This is a genomic window from Achromobacter sp. PD1 (assembly GCF_048541815.1).
In the GTDB taxonomy this organism is placed as follows: Bacteria; Pseudomonadota; Gammaproteobacteria; order Burkholderiales; family Burkholderiaceae_B; genus Achromobacter; species Achromobacter bronchisepticus_A.
The window spans coordinates 1,111,947-1,127,543 of sequence record NZ_CP183349.1 but is presented as its reverse complement, the minus strand read 5'-3'; the positions used below and the strand labels follow the sequence as shown (position 1 = coordinate 1,127,543).

14 protein-coding genes are annotated in these 15,597 nt (G+C 67.0%); 1 reads left to right on the top strand and 13 read right to left on the bottom strand.

Annotated features, from left to right (window positions below; translation table 11 throughout):
- Positions 1–7 precede the first annotated feature (7 nt).
- Positions 8–826, top strand: coding sequence for an IclR family transcriptional regulator (locus ACM1PE_RS05200; protein ID WP_059379194.1), 819 nt, complete (start codon positions 8–10; stop codon positions 824–826).
- Between the two features lie 99 nt (positions 827–925).
- On the opposite strand, the gene ppa is transcribed toward ACM1PE_RS05200, so the two are convergent.
- The 13 genes from ppa to ACM1PE_RS05135 all read right to left on the bottom strand — a co-directional run bounded on the left by ppa (position 926) and on the right by ACM1PE_RS05135 (position 15,422).
- Entirely contained in the window at positions 926–1,456 is a 531-nt protein-coding gene (ppa, locus tag ACM1PE_RS05195) for an inorganic diphosphatase (RefSeq protein WP_013392552.1), read from the bottom strand.
- Positions 1,457–1,488: 32 nt separating this feature from the next.
- The gene (locus ACM1PE_RS05190; protein WP_419342637.1) at positions 1,489–3,114 is read right to left on the bottom strand and encodes a heme biosynthesis HemY N-terminal domain-containing protein; all 1,626 of its coding nucleotides are present in this window, start codon (positions 3,112–3,114) and stop codon (positions 1,489–1,491) included.
- Between the two features lie 5 nt (positions 3,115–3,119).
- Positions 3,120–4,313: a uroporphyrinogen-III C-methyltransferase gene (locus tag ACM1PE_RS05185; RefSeq protein ID WP_059379198.1), complete on the bottom strand. Its 1,194-nt coding sequence runs from the start codon at positions 4,311–4,313 to the stop codon at positions 3,120–3,122.
- A gap of 37 nt (positions 4,314–4,350) precedes the next feature.
- Positions 4,351–5,169, bottom strand: coding sequence for a uroporphyrinogen-III synthase (locus ACM1PE_RS05180; protein WP_419342636.1), 819 nt, complete (start codon positions 5,167–5,169; stop codon positions 4,351–4,353).
- A complete protein-coding gene (hemC, locus tag ACM1PE_RS05175) occupies positions 5,169–6,116 on the bottom strand; it encodes a hydroxymethylbilane synthase (RefSeq protein WP_419342635.1) in 948 nt (315 codons plus the stop codon). The genes ACM1PE_RS05180 and hemC overlap by 1 nt, the downstream gene beginning before the upstream one ends.
- Positions 6,117–6,125: 9 nt before the next feature.
- Entirely contained in the window at positions 6,126–6,248 is a 123-nt protein-coding gene (locus tag ACM1PE_RS05170) for a hypothetical protein (protein ID WP_042792647.1), read from the bottom strand.
- Positions 6,235–6,954, bottom strand: a complete 720-nt coding sequence (locus ACM1PE_RS05165; protein WP_059379201.1) for a TerC family protein — start codon at positions 6,952–6,954, stop codon at positions 6,235–6,237. Before ACM1PE_RS05165 ends, ACM1PE_RS05170 begins: the two co-directional genes overlap by 14 nt.
- A 111-nt stretch (positions 6,955–7,065) precedes the next feature.
- Positions 7,066–7,764 (bottom strand): TerC family protein, encoded by a 699-nt coding sequence (locus tag ACM1PE_RS05160; RefSeq protein ID WP_118933340.1) that lies wholly within the window; start codon positions 7,762–7,764, stop codon positions 7,066–7,068.
- A 353-nt stretch (positions 7,765–8,117) separates the two neighbouring features.
- The gene (sucD, locus tag ACM1PE_RS05155) at positions 8,118–8,999 is read right to left on the bottom strand and encodes a succinate--CoA ligase subunit alpha (RefSeq protein WP_013392545.1); all 882 of its coding nucleotides are present in this window, start codon (positions 8,997–8,999) and stop codon (positions 8,118–8,120) included.
- 22 nt (positions 9,000–9,021) lie between these two features.
- Positions 9,022–10,182 (bottom strand): ADP-forming succinate--CoA ligase subunit beta, encoded by a 1,161-nt coding sequence (gene sucC, locus ACM1PE_RS05150; protein WP_059379204.1) that lies wholly within the window; start codon positions 10,180–10,182, stop codon positions 9,022–9,024.
- Positions 10,183–10,192: 10 nt separating this feature from the next.
- Entirely contained in the window at positions 10,193–10,795 is a 603-nt protein-coding gene (locus tag ACM1PE_RS05145; protein WP_059379336.1) for a DUF2889 domain-containing protein, read from the bottom strand.
- An 80-nt stretch (positions 10,796–10,875) separates the two neighbouring features.
- On the bottom strand, positions 10,876–11,403 hold the full coding sequence (locus ACM1PE_RS05140) for a 4'-phosphopantetheinyl transferase superfamily protein (RefSeq protein WP_419342634.1): 528 nt from the start codon (positions 11,401–11,403) through the stop codon (positions 10,876–10,878).
- Positions 11,404–11,438: 35 nt separating this feature from the next.
- Positions 11,439–15,422, bottom strand: a complete 3,984-nt coding sequence (locus ACM1PE_RS05135) for a Pls/PosA family non-ribosomal peptide synthetase (RefSeq protein WP_419342633.1) — start codon at positions 15,420–15,422, stop codon at positions 11,439–11,441.
- Positions 15,423–15,597 lie beyond the last annotated feature (175 nt).

Here is a 15,597-nt window from a genome sequence, read left to right as displayed (position 1 = left end):
TCCCGCAATGAGCACTCCAGACCGCATGTTGTCCATCCTCGACCTCTTTCGCGACGACACCACCGCCGCGTTCCAGGAAGACGTCATGGCGCATCTGGACTGCTCGCGCGCCACGGCTTACCGCTACCTCAAGTCGCTGACCGAAAGCGGGCTGCTGGCGCCGACCTCGGGCGGCGCCTATGTGCTGGGTTCGCGCATCATCGAGCTGGACCGCCACCTGCGCCAGCACGATCCGCTGATGCGCGCAGCGCGTGACGTCATGCGCGCCACCGGCGACGAGCTGCACGCCAACCTGATGCTGTGCAACTACTACGGCGACAAGGTCATGTGCGTGGACCGCTACTGGACCGACGATTCCATCGAATCGAGCTATGCGCGCGGCCGTCCCTACACCATGTTCCATGGCGCCACCGCCAAGCCCATCCTGGCCAACCTGCCGCCGTATCAGCTGCGCAACCTGATGCTGTGGCACGCCGCGGAAATCCGCGAGGCCGGGCTGGGAGAGGACTGGGACGAGTTCCGCGCCAACCTCAAGCGCCTGCGCGCGGCCGGTGTGTACGTGTCGCACGGCGAGGTAGACCCGGGGTTGATAGGCATAGGCTCGGCCATCTTCAGCGCCGAACAGAAGGTCGTGGGCAGCCTGGTATTCATCGCCGCGGAAGCGCGCACCTCGGCCGAGCGGCTGGAGGTACTGCAGGCGCGCATCCAGATCGCGGCCGCGCAGGTATCGCGCAATCTGCAGGCCCCGCAAAGCAACGGCGCGGCGGCGATCGGCATCATGCCGTCGCGGCCGCGCCGCATCAAGACCCCAGCCAGGTCAAAATAACCCCACGCCGCGCCTTCGGCTTGCCGCCCCCCGAGGGGGCGTTTTTGCCTTGGGACGGCCCGGCGGCAAAAAAAAAGCCGGCCAGGTCCAGACCTGAGATCAGGCCTTGTTGTAGCGCTCGGCGCTGCGAACGATTTCCTCGTGCGCGGCGTCCAGGCCCTTCCAGCCCTTGACCTTGACCCACTTGCCCTTTTCCAGGTCCTTGTAGTGCTCGAAGAAATGCTGGATGCGGGAGATGTCTTCCGCCGGCAGATCTTCGTAGGACTTGATGTTGCGGTACGGGGGGTACAGCTTTTCGATCGGCACGGCCAACAGCTTGGCGTCGCCGCCCGACTCGTCGTCCATTTCCAGCACGCCGATGGCGCGGCAGCGCACCACCGCGCCGATCTGGATCGGGAACGGGGTCAGCACCAGCACGTCGGCGGGGTCGCCGTCTTCGGACAGGGTTTGCGGGATGTAGCCGTAGTTGCACGGGTAGTGCATGGCGGTCAGCATGAAGCGGTCAACGAAAATCGCGCCCGTGTCCTTGTCGACCTCGTACTTCACCGGGTCGGCGTTCATGGGGATTTCGATGATGACGTTGAAGTCTTCCGGCAGCTTCTTGCCAGGGGAGACGCGATCAAGACTCATGATTCAACCTTGTTGTGTGTCTGAAGGATTGTTCAAATCGAGCCGTCGTCCTTGAACGGCGGCTTGGTAGCCGGCACGGGCGCGGCGGCCGGCGCGGGCTTGGACCCTGCGGGCGTAGCCGGCGCGTACGTGGGCACGGGATCATCGAAAGCCGCCGCCGGGATGGGGGCGCTGTCGAAGTACTCGTCGATGTCGGAGGTACTGCCGCCGGCCAGCGGAGCGTCCTCGGGAGCCAGCGCGCGCTCGCGCTGTTCTTTGTTCACGCGGGCGTCCGGATCCAGCACGTAGTCGGAGGCCGAGGCCGCCACGGCCGGCGGCAACGCGGGGTAATCGCCGCCGAGTTCGGTGTCGTCGCTGTCGACGTCGGACAGGCCCACCGCATAGCCGCCTTCGGCGTCCACGCGATAAGGATCCGAACCGGTATCCGCGGCCGGCAAGGCGGCATCCGCCGCCAGCACCGGCAGCGCCATGCTGGCCGCCGTTGCCAGACGCCAGTGGCGCACCGCGTCGGCGGGACGATCCAGGCGGTCATACAGGCTGCCCAGCAGCGCATGCGTCTGCGCATCGCTGCGGCGGCTGAGGCTGCGCAGCAGATAGCGTTCGGCCTGGCCCCAGAGCTGGCCGTTCAGGCACAGCATGCCCAGCGCGGTGAGCAGGTCCGGATCGGTGGGACGCTGTTGCAGCCAGGTCTCGGCGCGGGCCAGCCGGCGCGAGACTTGTTCGGCTTCGCAGCGCGCGTAGGCGGCCACCAGGGCCGGATTGAACTTCACGGCGACCGCGGCTTCCAGCACGCGCGCGGCCTCGCTGGCTTCGCCGGCGGCCTCGAACGCCGCCGCGCCCGCCAGCGCGATTTCCGGCAGGAGGCGCTCCTCGGCCTTCAGATCCTTCCAGATGGCGCGCCAGGCATCGCTGCCGCCCGCGGCGGCGGCGCGCAAACGCGCCGCGCCCGAGGCGTCGATCAACTGATCGGCTTCGGAACGGGCCAGCGCATTGCGACGTACCAGGCCGCGCGCCAGCGTGAAGACATGTTCGTCGTGATGCAAGGCGGTGTGCGCACGCAGCAGCAGGCGCATGGTGTGCAGATGGCGCGCGCCGCCGTCGGCCAGCGGCTCCAGCACGGCCAGCGCGCGCTCGGCGCGGCCCTGGTCCAGCAGCATGTCGGCCGACACGGTGGCAGTGGCTTCGATCAGGCCGGCGTCCGTGCCGGCTTGTTCCTGCGCGATCGCCAGCAGGCGGTCGCGGCGGTCGAACTCGCCCAGGCCATGCGTGGCGCGGGCGGCGGACAAGGCCGCCAGCACACGGCGCGTCTGGACCTTGGTCTGGTCCAGCAGCTTGGTCAGATCTTTTTCGGCGGTGGTGTAGCGCCCTTCCAGCAGGCCGATCCAGCCGCGTTCCAGCAGTTCGTGGTCGCGCGCCTGGGCGCGCTTGCCGCGCCAGGCCCGCACGCGGTCGGGAATGGCCAGCAGCCATGCCAGCAGGCGCAGGCCCACGTACAACACGATGAAGGCCGCGACGATCAGCAGGACCGCCAGCGTCAGCGACATGCTGATGCGCCACGGCCAGACCAGCAACAGCACGTTGCCGGAGTGCGAACGCAGCACCACCGCCAAGGCGACGGCGATGACGGCGAGCAGCAGAGTCCAGAACCAGGTACGCATAAGCCTCAGTCCTGTCCGCTGGTCTTGAAGCCTGCGGCGCGCAGCGCGGCCACGGCGTTGAGGCTGTCGGCCACTTCCGGCATGCGCACGGCAATGTCGGTCTGCGCCAGTTCGCGCGCCAGGGTCTGGGCCGCGACGGTGTCGGGGGATCGGCCGTCGAAATACTTGGCGAGCGTGACGCCAACGTTGTCGAGTTCGCTCTTCCAGACGGCGGGCTGGCGCATCAGCATGGCCAGTTGCGCGGTCAGCAGGCGCTGGCGCAGCGTGCCGCGCACCTGGTCGGCCTGTTCGGGCGACAGCAGCAAGGCAGCGGGCTCGTCCACGCGCTGGATCGTGATCAGGCCGCCCAGTTCATGCGCCAGCGCGGAGCCGGCGCGGCCGGGCCAGGAGGCCATTTCGGCGCGCCAGCGCTGCCACCAGGGCGCGTCGGCCGGCAGGCCGGCCAGCGGATCGACCGCGGGGGCCGGCGCGGCAGCCGGAGCGCTTTCGCCGGCGGGCGCCACGCCCGGGGCCGCGGCGTCCGGCACCAGCAGGGGCGCCTTGCCAATCAGCGCCACCAGGCGGTCGATGCGGGCCGACAGGGCGGGGATATCCACGGTGGACACGGCGCGCAGGCGGTCCAGGTCGCCGTTGATGGATTGCTGCAGACTGGAGAAACGCGGGCGGTCGGCGCGCGCCAGGCGCGATTGCGCCGTTTCCAGCGCCACGATCGCATTGGAGACATTGCCCGCCAGGCGCAGTTGCTGGTTGGCGATGGTCAGCAGGCGTTCGACGTCGTTGGCGAGCAGTTCGTCGCTGGCGCTGTCGTTGAAGTTCTGCCAGGCCAGTTGCAGGGCGCTGTACTGGCTTTGCGTTTCGCGCACGGTGTCTTCGAGTTCACCGACACGGCCGGCCTGGGCTTGCGCCAGGGCCAGGGCCTCGCGGGTGTCCTTGCGGGCCTGCGCCAGGTCGGCGGTCAGCGTTTCGAGGCGCGTGGCGACTTCGCGGCCGGCGGACACGAACTGGGTGCGCTGCATCCAGAGGGCGTAACCCAGGCCGGCTGCCAGCAGGATGAGGATGATGAGGGCGGGGACCAACGGGCCACTGCCGCGCTTGGCCGGACGGGCCTTGACGGAATCGGCCGGGGCCGATGCGGGCGCGCTTGCACCCGGGGCGGCCGTCGGAACGACCGGATCGGTAGCGGGAGTCTTGTCTGTCATGACGCGATTGTATTCGGTGTCAGTCCGATGCAACGAATCAAGCAGCAACAAAAGCCTGGAATATCGACTCGTCGTTGGGCAAGCAGATTTTTACCATCGGCCGCGCCCCGCCTTCATGACAGGCCTGTGGCAGACGGCGTTCCAAGGAGGGATGCGTCAGTACGAAGCGGCACCGCGCCCACCAGTCCGCCAGCCCGGCCGCGTCCAGGCCGGCCCGCAGCGCCTCAGCGCCCTCGCCGCTGGTGATCAGCCAGGTGGCTGGAATGCCCGCGTCAGCCCAGCGCCGCAGGCTGGCGACCTGGTCCGCGCCCCAGCTCGCGGGGCGCCGCAGGTAGGCCGCATGGCGCGTCACGGCAGCGCCGTGCGCCTCGAGCTTGTCGCCCAGCCAGTCCCTGCCCTGCGTGCCGCGCACCAGCAGCACGCGGGCGGGCATTTGCGGCAGCCCCTGCAAAACCTCCCAGAGCGCCTCGGAGTCGTGACTGGGCGCACTTTCGGGGGGATGCAAAACTGTTGTATTCACGCCAAAACAGGGGGATAGGCGCAAGGCCTGGGCACTGGCCGGCCCGACCGTTGCGGCGATGACGCCAGCCGGCCAGGGAGCCGCCCCGTCGGCCTGTGCCCACTGTTCCAAGTACAACTTGGCCGCGTTGCCGCTGACGAACACGACCATGTCGAAGTCGGCAGGGCGCGGCGGCCCGCCTGCGGCGGCGGGCAAGGCCTGGATTTCCAGGGCGGGAAGAATGCAGGACGTCCAGCCGGCGCCGGCCAGGCGGTCGGCCAGCGCCTCGTTGCGACCTTCGGGCCGCGTCAGGATGGCGACCCGCGGCGGTTCGGCGGCAGCGGACGCCATGGCCATCAGTCGGCTTTGGGCGGGTCTTGCAGCAGTTCGCGCAGGATGTCCTGCGCGCCCGCGTCCAGCAGCGCCTGCGCCGCGGCCTCGCCGATCGCCTGGGCCTCGGCCACCGGGCCGCTGCGGGCCGCATGGACCATGCGCACGCCGTCGGGCGACGCCACCAGCGCGCGCAGCGACAAAGTGCCGCCGGCGATCTCGGCATACGCCGCCAGGGGTACCTGGCAAGATCCGCCCAACTTGCGGGACACCGCGCGCTCAGCCACCACACAGGAGGTGGTGCCGGCGCTGATCAAGGGGGCCAGCCAGGCACGCATGTCGTCGCGGTCGTCGCGGATCTCGATGCCCAGGGCCCCCTGCCCGGCGGCAGGCAGGCTGTCTTCCGGTTCGAGCAGGCTGCGGATGCGCGATCCCAGACCCAGACGCTCCAGGCCAGCCGCAGCCAGCACGATGGCGTCGTATTCGCCTTTGTCGAGCTTGCCCAGGCGGGTGTCGAGATTGCCGCGCAAAGGCTTGACCACCAGCTCGGGATAGCGCGCGCGGATCTGCGATTCGCGGCGCAGGCTGGACGTGCCTACGACGGCGCCCGCCGGCAAGTCGGCCAGCGAGTCATGGGTATTGGAGACGAAGGCATCGCGCGGATCCGCGCGATCGAGGACGGCGCAAAGCTCGAACGGGGCTTGCAGATCGACCGGCACGTCCTTCAAGGAGTGCACGGCCAGATCGGCGCGCCCGTCGAGCAGCGCGTTTTCGAGTTCCTTGACGAAGAGACCCTTGCCGCCCACCTTGGAGAGCGTGCGGTCGAGGATCTGATCGCCTCGGGTCGTCAGGGTGAGCAGCTCAACCGCGCACGCCGGGTACAGCGTGCGCAGCCGGTCGCGCACATGCTCGGCTTGCCACAGGGCAAGCCGGCTGGCGCGGGTCGCGATGACCAGGCGTTGCGGTAGAGACACGAGACGGCATCAAACAAAATTGGAGACGATGACCGTCGCGACCACCCCGAGGATGGCCAGCACGAAAAGGCCCTGAAGGAGGCTCAGGCCCGATTCGGATTGCTGGGGATCGGTGGATCTACGCAGACTCATGTGCTGATTCCTTGGAAGCGGTTTTGCGGCTTGCCAGCCACCGTCCAAGGACAACAACGAGCAAGGCGCCAATGATTTCTGCGCCGATTTTAACCGCAGTGGGCTGTACGCCGAATTGACGTTCGACAACCACGTCGGTGATCAGCATGCCGCCGGCGATCCAGCCCAGCAGTGCCGCGCCCAGCGTAACCACCAGCGGATAGCGGTCGATGAGCTTGAGCACCAGGGTGCTGCCCCAGATGATGATGGGCACGCTGACGATCAGGCCGAAGGCGACCAGGCCGATCTGATGGTCGGCGTGGGCGTTCTGGGCGGCGCCGGCGATGGCGATCACGTTGTCCAGGCTCATCACGAAGTCGGCGATGATGATGGTCTTGATCGCGGCGGCGATGGATGTGCCGCCCTTGATGTTGCCATGGGCATCATCCTCGGGAATCAGCAGCTTGACGCCGATCCAGACCAGCAGCAGGCCGCCCACGACCTTCAGGAAGGGAATCGACAACAGCGTCAGGGCGAAGGCGATCAGGACCACGCGCAGGATGATGGCGCCCGCGGTACCCCACAGAATGCCTTGCATGCGCTGCTTGGGCGCCAGATTGCGGCAAGCCAGCGCGATCACGACGGCGTTGTCGCCGCCGAGCAGGATGTCGATGAGGATGATCTGGAATACCGCTGTCCAACTCAGCGTCTGGAAAAACTCAAGCACTATGAACCCCCGAAGGCATTATGAAAAGAGTGGCCGGTCCCGGTCCGGCAAGGCTCGCCGCGCATGGCGCGGCGAGCTTATTCAGTACAACTTATTAGTATAATTCAGCTTTCAGTCAGCTTTCTGGCGCATCAGCAAAACTTTACCGATAGCCAGCACCAGCACCGCGCCCAGCACGCCCGTCATCAACGCAAAGCTATGCTGCGTGATTCCCAGGGCCGCATCGATGCGCGCCACGGGTTCTTCCAGGGCCGGATCGCCCACCAGCAGTTCGCCAGCAATGAAACCCAGGAGCGCCGCGCCCACCCAGACGATGACCGGGAAGCGCTCGATGACCTTCAGGAGCAGCGTGCTGCCGAAGATGACCAGCGGAATACTGATGGCCAGGCCCAACACCAGCAAGGTCGTGTCGCCCATGGCGGCGGCGGCAACGGCCACCACGTTGTCCAGGCTCATGACCAGGTCGGCAATCATGATAGTGCGGATTGCGGTCAGCAGATTGCCTTGCGTCTTGCCGCCGCCATCTTCCTCGCCTTCGGGCAACAGCAGCGTCACGCCGATGTAGACCAGGAGCAGCGCGCCGATCAGCTTGAGCCACGGCAGCAGGAGCAGCTTGGCCGCTACCAGCGTCAGCACGATACGCATGATGATCGCCGCGGCGGAGCCGACCACGATCGCTTTTTTCTGTTGGGCCGGAGGCAGCGAACGCGCCGCCAGCGCAATAACCACGGCGTTGTCGCCCGATAGCAGAATGTTGACCCAAATGATCTGGAGCAACGCTATCCAGAATGCCGCTGAACTGAGTTCCATGCCTCTCTTTCCTAGGTGTGATCCCCCTAGGACGAACCAAATGAATGGGTGAAAAAAGATAAAAAAATCGTACTGACCGCCTTGGTGCGAGCCCGGCGGCATTCTTGCTTGGTACGCGTGGAATTTCTTTCATTATAGTTTCGTTCAGCTTTCCGTATGTTTGCCAGGCCGCGCCATGGACGCGGGATTTCCCTAGGATTGCGGAAAAAAAACGAAAAAAAGCCCGCCATAGCGGGCTTGGGTTGGCGGATGCCAGCCGCCGGGAGCCAGGGGTTTGACGCCGGGAGCGGGACTTCCGCCAGCAGGCCGCACGCCGGACGCAAGCAGCGTCCAGACGAGCGGCCAGGCGCTCTTTACAGCACCGACTTGAGCAGCTTGCCCATTTCGGACGGGTTGCGCGTGGTGCGGATGCCGCAGGCTTCCATGACTTCCAGCTTGGCGTCGGCAGTGTCGGCGCCGCCGGAGATCAGCGCGCCGGCGTGGCCCATGCGCTTTCCGGGAGGAGCGGTGACACCAGCGATGAAGCCGACGACCGGCTTCTTCATGTTGTCCTTGGCCCACTCGGCAGCGTTGACTTCGTCCGGGCCGCCGATTTCGCCGATCATGATGACGGCGTCGGTGTCGGGATCGTCATTGAACATCTTCAGCACGTCGACGTGCTTCAGGCCGTTGATGGGATCGCCACCGATGCCGACGGCGCTGGATTGACCCAGGCCCAGCTCGGTGACTTGCGCCACGGCTTCGTACGTCAGGGTGCCCGAACGGCTGACGATGCCGATGCGGCCCTTGCGGTGGATGTGACCGGGCATGATGCCGATCTTGATTTCGTCGGGGGTGATCAGACCCGGGCAGTTCGGGCCCAGCAGCAGGGTCTTGCTGCCCTTGGCCTTCATGCGGTTCTTGACTTCCAGCATGTCGCGGACCGGGATGCCTTCGGTGATGCAGATCACCAGATCCAGTTCGGCCTCGACGGCTTCCCAGATGGCGGCAGCGGCGCCCGCGGGCGGCACGTAGATGACGGACACGGTGGCGCCGGTGTCAGCCTTGGCGTCCTTCACCGAAGCGAAGATCGGCACGCCTTCGAAGTCTTCACCCGCCTTCTTGGGGTTCACGCCGGCCACGAAAGCGGCCTTGCCATTGGCGTACTCACGGCACATGCGGGTGTGGAACTGGCCCGTCTTGCCCGTGATGCCCTGGGTGATGACCTTGGTGTCCTTGTTGATCAGAATCGACATTTGTGAATCCTTGGATTTTTCTTTACTTGACGGCGGCTACGACGCGGGTGGCGGCTTCAGCCATCGTGTCGGCGCTGATGATCGGCAGACCGGAGTCGGCCAGCATCTTCTTGCCGAGTTCTTCGTTGGTGCCCTTCATGCGGACGACCAGCGGCACGTTCAGGTTGACGGCCTTGCAAGCAGCGATCACGCCTTCGGCGATGACGTCGCAGCGCATGATGCCGCCGAAGATGTTGACCAGGATGGCCTTCACGCTCTTGTTCTTGAGCATGATCTTGAAGGCTTCCGTGACCTTCTCGGCCGTGGCGCCGCCGCCGACGTCCAGGAAGTTGGCCGGCTCGCCGCCGAACAGCTTGATGGTGTCCATGGTGGCCATGGCCAGGCCGGCGCCGTTCACCAGGCAGCCGATGTTGCCGTCGAGCTGGATGTAGGCCAGGTCGAACTTGCTGGCTTCGATTTCAGCCGGATCTTCTTCGTCCAGGTCGCGGTAGGCGACGATTTCCGGGTGGCGGAACAGGGCGTTGGGATCGAAGTTGAACTTGGCGTCCAGGGCGATGATGTTGCCCTTGCTGTCGCGGTTCAGCGGGTTGATTTCGACCAGGGAGGCGTCGGTGTCCATGTAGCACTTGTAGAGCTTCTGGAACACGTCCACGGCCTGGGCGGTGGAGTCAGCGGGCAGGCCGATCGCGTTGGCGATCTTGGTGGCTTGCTCGGCCGACAGGCCGGTCAGCGGGTCGATGTATTCGGTGATGATCTTCTCGGGAGTGGAGTGGGCCACTTCCTCGATGTCCATGCCGCCTTCGCTGGAAGCGATGAAGGCGACCTTCTGGGTGGCGCGGTCGGTGACCAGCGACACGTAGTATTCCTTCTGGATGTCGGCGCCGTCTTCGATGTACAGGCGGCGGACCTTCTGGCCTTCCGGGCCGGTCTGGTGCGTGACCAGCTGCATGCCCAGGATTTCCGAGGCCAGCTTGCGGACGTCGTCCAGCGAGCGCGCCAGCTTCACGCCGCCGCCCTTGCCGCGGCCGCCCGCGTGAATTTGTGCCTTGACGACCCACACCGGTCCACCCAGCTTTTCAGCGGCAGCCACGGCCTCGTCGACGGAAAGAGCGGGAATCCCGCGCGGCACGGGGACGCCAAATTGCTTCAGCAGTTCCTTGCCTTGATACTCGTGGATTTTCATGTGTTACCTGTCAGGACGTATGAGAAAAAGAAGGTGAATCGGAGGACGAATCGGCCGATGCCTCAGCGCTACCCCCGGTGTACCACTTGGGATAGTGCTCAGCCACCACCGGGCCGCGGGTGCTTAGCGCGTGGCAGCCGTCCAGTTGGAATGGACGCCGGTTCGGGTTGTTTTCCTGCCGCCGGCGGTTGGCCATGGTCTGAACTGCCGCGGTGGGTAGCACCTGCGACAGCTCGGTCATGTGCGTACAGCCCTCCACGTGCCCGAACCGCTCCTTGACCTGCCGGCGGAACCCTTTGAGCAGGTTCATGCCGATCAGATCAGTGTAAGCCGGTTCGATGGCCATGCAATGCTCGCCGTAGGGAGCGGCGTCATAGACGGCCTGCGCCGCTACGATCGCGAAATTCTCGTCGATGGTGATGCGCAGATGCATATGGTGGATGGGTTGTCCGGCCTTGAACATCTCGCCGTCGCGCTTGGGGAAATCGTACGCCTTGACGTCGATCAGCTCGGCTTCCAGGTCCCAGAGCCCGTCTTCGCGCGCATACGACTGCACGCGTATGGAACGCGTGTGCAATGGTTGGCGAGGATAGTCCGGCGGTGGCAAGGGCATGCTGGGGGCCTGCGGGGCGAGATGCCTGCGCATGGTGCGCGGCAACAAAACCTTCAAAGTATAGCGCAGGCGGCCTGCGATCAAGCCCCCTGACTGGCGCCTGACGCACCGCCGCAGAGCGCGGCGGCCACCCACAGGCCCTGGTGCTGCAGCTGGCAGGTGATGCGGGCGGCGGCCAGATGGCGCTCTCGCTCCGGGGAGTATTCCTCCAGTCCCCGCCGGCAGGCTTTCAGGCGCGCCTCCAGCGCGCTCCAGGCGCGCGCGAAGGCGTCCGCCCGCGCCGCCGGCCGACTGGCGGCCAGCTCGGCGGCAGCCCGCGGACCGCAATAGAGGCTGATAACGTCCGCATCGCCCGTCCACGACTGCGCGCCGGTCAGATCCACGCCCGGCAGGCCCAGCCGGGACAGGCCGCAGAGGATATAGGGGCCATAGTAAGAGAAGGAACTGTTCCAGCGCGCGCCCGCGGGCATCCTCGGCCCCTTGGGCGTTTCGGTCCAACCGGGCGCGGCTAGCGGGTCGCGCCGCGCCAGTTCCGCGGCCAGCCAATCCCGGGCGGCCTGGCGCTGCCTTGGCCGGGACGCTGGCAGGTGCAGCAGCCACAATTCCACCGGGGCGCCCTCCCCGGTCAGCCTCAGCGGTCCGGTCACCGCTGCGTCCAAGGCGTGGCGGGACTGCCGATCCAGGCCTGGCCCGCCGGAATGGCCTCGCCCTTGAGCACCAGCGTCAGCGGCCCCAGGCGCGCCGCCGCTTCGACCCGGGTGTCGTACAGGATGGTGCTGCGGGGCCCGACGTTGACGGCATCGCCGATGCGGACCATGCCGATCTTCATCACGCGGTCTTCGAACAGATGGGTCTGCGGCCCGGACCAGGCGTGCAGCACCGCGTCGTCGCCGATCGACACGCAGTCGTATTCGGTGATGTCGGTGGTATCCATGAAGACGCGCTTGCCGATGCGGGCGCCCATGCAGCGCAAGGCCAACGGCAGCCAGGGCGTGGCCCGCAGGAAGTTGAAGAAGTTCGGGACGGCGATGGACTCATACAGGCTGGTGACCGCTTCGCTCTTCCAGACGAACGGCGTCCACATGGGCTCGGCGCGCGGTTTGTAGCGGCCGATCAGCGCCCATTTCAGCGCCACCAGGAACAGGAAGGCGCCCACGCCATACAGCACGCCGGCCAGCATCAGCTCGTCGAACGCGGCGACGAAGCCTTCGCGCGCGGCCATGGGGATGACCTTCATCACGGTCAGATAGCCCACCGCGATCACCACGGCCAGCGGCAGGATCATCCGCATGCCCTCGACACCGCCCCGCAGCACTTTGCGGCCCAGGCTGGGCCGGAACGTCAGGTGCGCGGGAAAGCCCGCCATCTGCTCGCGCGCCGGCAGCGCCAGCGGCGGATTGCCCAGCCAGGTCTGGCCGCTGGCCATGCGGGCGTTGGCCGGCGCACGGCTCTGCACGCCGATCAGCACGTCATCGGGCAGCACCGAGCCGTCCGGCACGTAGGCGCCGTTGCCAACGAAACTGCGGTTGCCGATGACGGTGGGCCGCATGGTCATCCAGCCGCCGTCGATTTCCTCGTCGCCCAGCATGACGCCGTCGGCGATGAAGCTGTCGCGGCCCAGGGTCAGCATGTCGGGCACCACGCCCATGGCGGTGGAAATCTCCGTGCCGCGCCCGACCTTCGCGCCCAGCAGGCGGTACCAGTTGCCCGCGTAGATCGAAGCGTACAGGCCGTGCAGCACGCTGAGGCTCGATTCCTGGATCTGGTTGGTCAACCAGCGCCGCAGGTAGATCTGGCCATACACCGGCCAGCGGCCGCCGGCCAGACGGGGCAACAGCGTCCAACGCAGCAGCGCCGATACCAGCACCGTCAGCATCAGCAGCAAGGCGCTGGCAGGCAAAGCCAGCAGCAGATAGCTCAGGAAGGCTTGCGGCCAGGGTACGCGCGCGCCCATCAGGTCCAGCCAGCGCGCGTCGATCCAGTCGATCAGCACGAAGCTCGGGAACACCGGCATGAAGAACAGCGCGGCGATCAGCGTGCCGCCGGCCGCATAGGCCATGCAGTCGAGCCGGCTCCAGATGCCCTGGCGCTGCGGCCGCGGCGGCAATTCGGGAGCGCGGGCCTGCGGATCGTGGCGCGCAGGCGCCCCGCTCCAGATCTGGCCCGCAGGCACGCGGTCCCCCTGCGCCAGCGAAGACAGCCCGTCCAGCCGCGCGCCCTCGCCCATCGCCACGTCGCCTTGCAGCACCGAATAGGAACCGATGTAGGCGTTATCCGCCAGCGTGATCGGCGCAACCGTCCACTCGCCGCCGCGCACCGAGAAATTCTCCAGGTTGACCGCCGCGCCGATGCTCACGCCGTTGCCCACCGACAGCAGGTCGGGCGCGCGCACGGAGATGCGGCTGATGGCCGCATCGCGGCCGACGCGCGCTCCCAGCGCCCGCAGATACCAGACCTGCAGCGGAGATCCGGCAAGCAGATGCGCGGGCGGAATGTCCATCACCCGGTCCACCAGCCACCAGCGGTAGAACAGCCAGCCGTACATCGGATAACTGCCGGGTTTGAGCCGCCCTAGAATTCCCCACTTGCAGGCCACGGCCACGCCGAAGCTCAACAGATTGCAGGCCAGGTAGCTGGCGATGGACAGGGCCACCGCGCGCAACACGGAGTCGCCCTCGTCACCCGTAAAGTAGTGGTAAGTGAAGAACGGCGTCAGCCAGATCAGCATGCGTACGCCGATCAGCAGCGGTAAGGCCGCCAACTGCGCCAGGCCGCAAGTCCAGCGGCGCCACTCAGGCGCGGGCGCCGGATCGGCGCCAGTCCCAGTGACGCCCGCCGGTTGGGCCGCGGCATTTTCGGCCAAGGCCAGCGCGTCCAGCCGGGCCGCAAGCGTCCCCAGCACAGGGTGCTGGTAAAGCTCGTGCATGGTCAGCGCGGAAAAATGCGGATGCTTGCGCAGCGACGACACCAGACGCGCGGCCAGCAGCGAGTGGCCGCCCAGATCGCGGAAGAAGTCGCTGGCCAGCCGCAGCGGCTGCCCTGGGAACAGTGGACGCAAGGCGTCGAACAAGGCCTGCTCGCCCGCCGTGACGGGCACGTCGTCTTCGCCGCTGGGCTCGGACACGGCCTCCAGTTCGCGCGCCTTCAGCGCCTTGCGGTCGATCTTGCCCGAGGTCAGGCGGGGAACGTCGGCCACCAGCTCGAAGCGCGCCGGAATCATGTAAGCGGGCAGGTCCGCGCCCAGCGCGGCGCGCATCGCGTGCGGGTCCAGCCGCTCCTCGCCCTCGGGCTTGAGGAAGGCCACCAGTTGCTCGATGCCCGCGAGATCGCGCAGCACCACGGCGGCGGCGCCCACGCCCGGCAGGCGGTAAAGCGCGGCTTCGATTTCCCCGAGTTCGACCCGGAAACCCCGCACCTTGACCTGATCGTCGCTGCGGCCCAGGCAGTGGATCTGCCCGTGTTCATCGATGCGCGCCAGGTCGCCGCTGCGGTACATGCGGGTGTCGTAATCGCCAGCCGGGCGCGGATTGGCCAGGAACTTCTCGGCCGTCAGCTCGGGCCGGCCCAGATAGCCGCCGGCCACGCCGGGACCGGTGATGCACAGCTCGCCCACCTGCCCTTGCGGCAGCACCGCGCCGTCCTCGCCGCGCACCAGCATGCCGTAGTTGGGCAGCGGCGTGCCTATGGTCACGGGCTCCCCCGGCAGGAGTTCGGCCAGGCTGGCGGACACCGTGGTCTCGGTGGGGCCGTAGGTATTGAACAGGCGCCGCCCGGGCGTGGCCCAGCGCGGCACCAGGAAGTCCGGGCAGACCTCGCCGCCCAGGTTGACGATGCGCAAACCGGGTACGTCGCGCGCGAACAGCGCCAGCAAGGTCGGCACCGCGTGCAGCACGGTAATGCCTTCCCGTACCAGCGCGTCCGGCAGGCCTTCCGGGTCCGTGGTCAGCATCTTGGGGGCCACCCACAGCGACGCGCCGACCAGATAGCTGATCCAGATCTCTTCGAACGACATGTCGAAGGCGACCGAGAAACCCTGGTAGACCTTGTCTTCGTGGCGCACGCCCAGCACCGCGTTTTCGCTGCGCAGGAAGTGGCAGATACTGGCGTGATTGATGGGCACGCCCTTGGGCTTGCCGGTGGAGCCCGAGGTGTAGATGACGTAGGCGGGATGCTCGGGCAGCAGCCCTTCCCGCCTGCGCAAAGCGCCCTCGACCGGCTCCGACAGCGCCCAGATGGTCCAGGTGACCATGCCGTCCAGCCGGACCTCGGCGCCCGCGACCAGTCCGCGAGCGCCCGCGTCCTGCAGGCAGACCAACATGCGGTCCGCCGGCGTGTCGGATTCAAACGGCAGCCAGGCCGCGCCCGCCTTGGCGATGGCCGCCTGCATCACCAGCAGGTCGGCGCCGCGCGGCAGGCACAGGCCCACGATATCGCCGGGCCGCACGCCAGCCTCGATCAGATGATGCGCGGCCAGATCGGCGCGTTGGCCGAGTATGTCGTAGGTGAGAGTGTGATCCAGCCAATGAATGGCGACGGCGGCGGGATGCCGGCGGATCGTGGCTTCCAGAATGTCGGGCAGCGTCTCTGCGAGCAGCAGGTCGGGCCGACAGGGGCCTTGGAGAATCATAGGAACGGCAAGGATCCAGCAATGGGATTTTTGCGTATTGACCCACGCCGCGGAAATTCGTTCAAGCAAGATTGAAAAAAAAATCGGCGCCACGCCCCAGCTGTGGCTTGCAGCCATCACCGGGATCTTGCGGCCGCAAAGAAAAAGCCCTGATCCGCGCGCGGCATGCGCGGAT

Coding starts and splice junctions, on each gene's coding strand:
- sucD (WP_013392545.1), bottom strand. CDS start 8,999: ATGTCGATTCTGATCAACAAGGACACCAAGGTCATCACCCAGGGCATC.
- ACM1PE_RS05200 (WP_059379194.1), top strand. CDS start 8: ATGAGCACTCCAGACCGCATGTTGTCCATCCTCGACCTCTTTCGCGAC.
- ACM1PE_RS05170 (WP_042792647.1), bottom strand. CDS start 6,248: ATGAGTCTGCGTAGATCCACCGATCCCCAGCAATCCGAATCGGGCCTG.
- ACM1PE_RS05180 (WP_419342636.1), bottom strand. CDS start 5,169: ATGGCCATGGCGTCCGCTGCCGCCGAACCGCCGCGGGTCGCCATCCTG.
- ACM1PE_RS05190 (WP_419342637.1), bottom strand. CDS start 3,114: ATGCGTACCTGGTTCTGGACTCTGCTGCTCGCCGTCATCGCCGTCGCC.
- ACM1PE_RS05160 (WP_118933340.1), bottom strand. CDS start 7,764: ATGGAACTCAGTTCAGCGGCATTCTGGATAGCGTTGCTCCAGATCATT.
- ACM1PE_RS05135 (WP_419342633.1), bottom strand. CDS start 15,422: ATGATTCTCCAAGGCCCCTGTCGGCCCGACCTGCTGCTCGCAGAGACG.
- ACM1PE_RS05145 (WP_059379336.1), bottom strand. CDS start 10,795: ATGCCCTTGCCACCGCCGGACTATCCTCGCCAACCATTGCACACGCGT.
- ACM1PE_RS05185 (WP_059379198.1), bottom strand. CDS start 4,313: ATGACAGACAAGACTCCCGCTACCGATCCGGTCGTTCCGACGGCCGCC.
- sucC (WP_059379204.1), bottom strand. CDS start 10,182: ATGAAAATCCACGAGTATCAAGGCAAGGAACTGCTGAAGCAATTTGGC.
- ppa (WP_013392552.1), bottom strand. CDS start 1,456: ATGAGTCTTGATCGCGTCTCCCCTGGCAAGAAGCTGCCGGAAGACTTC.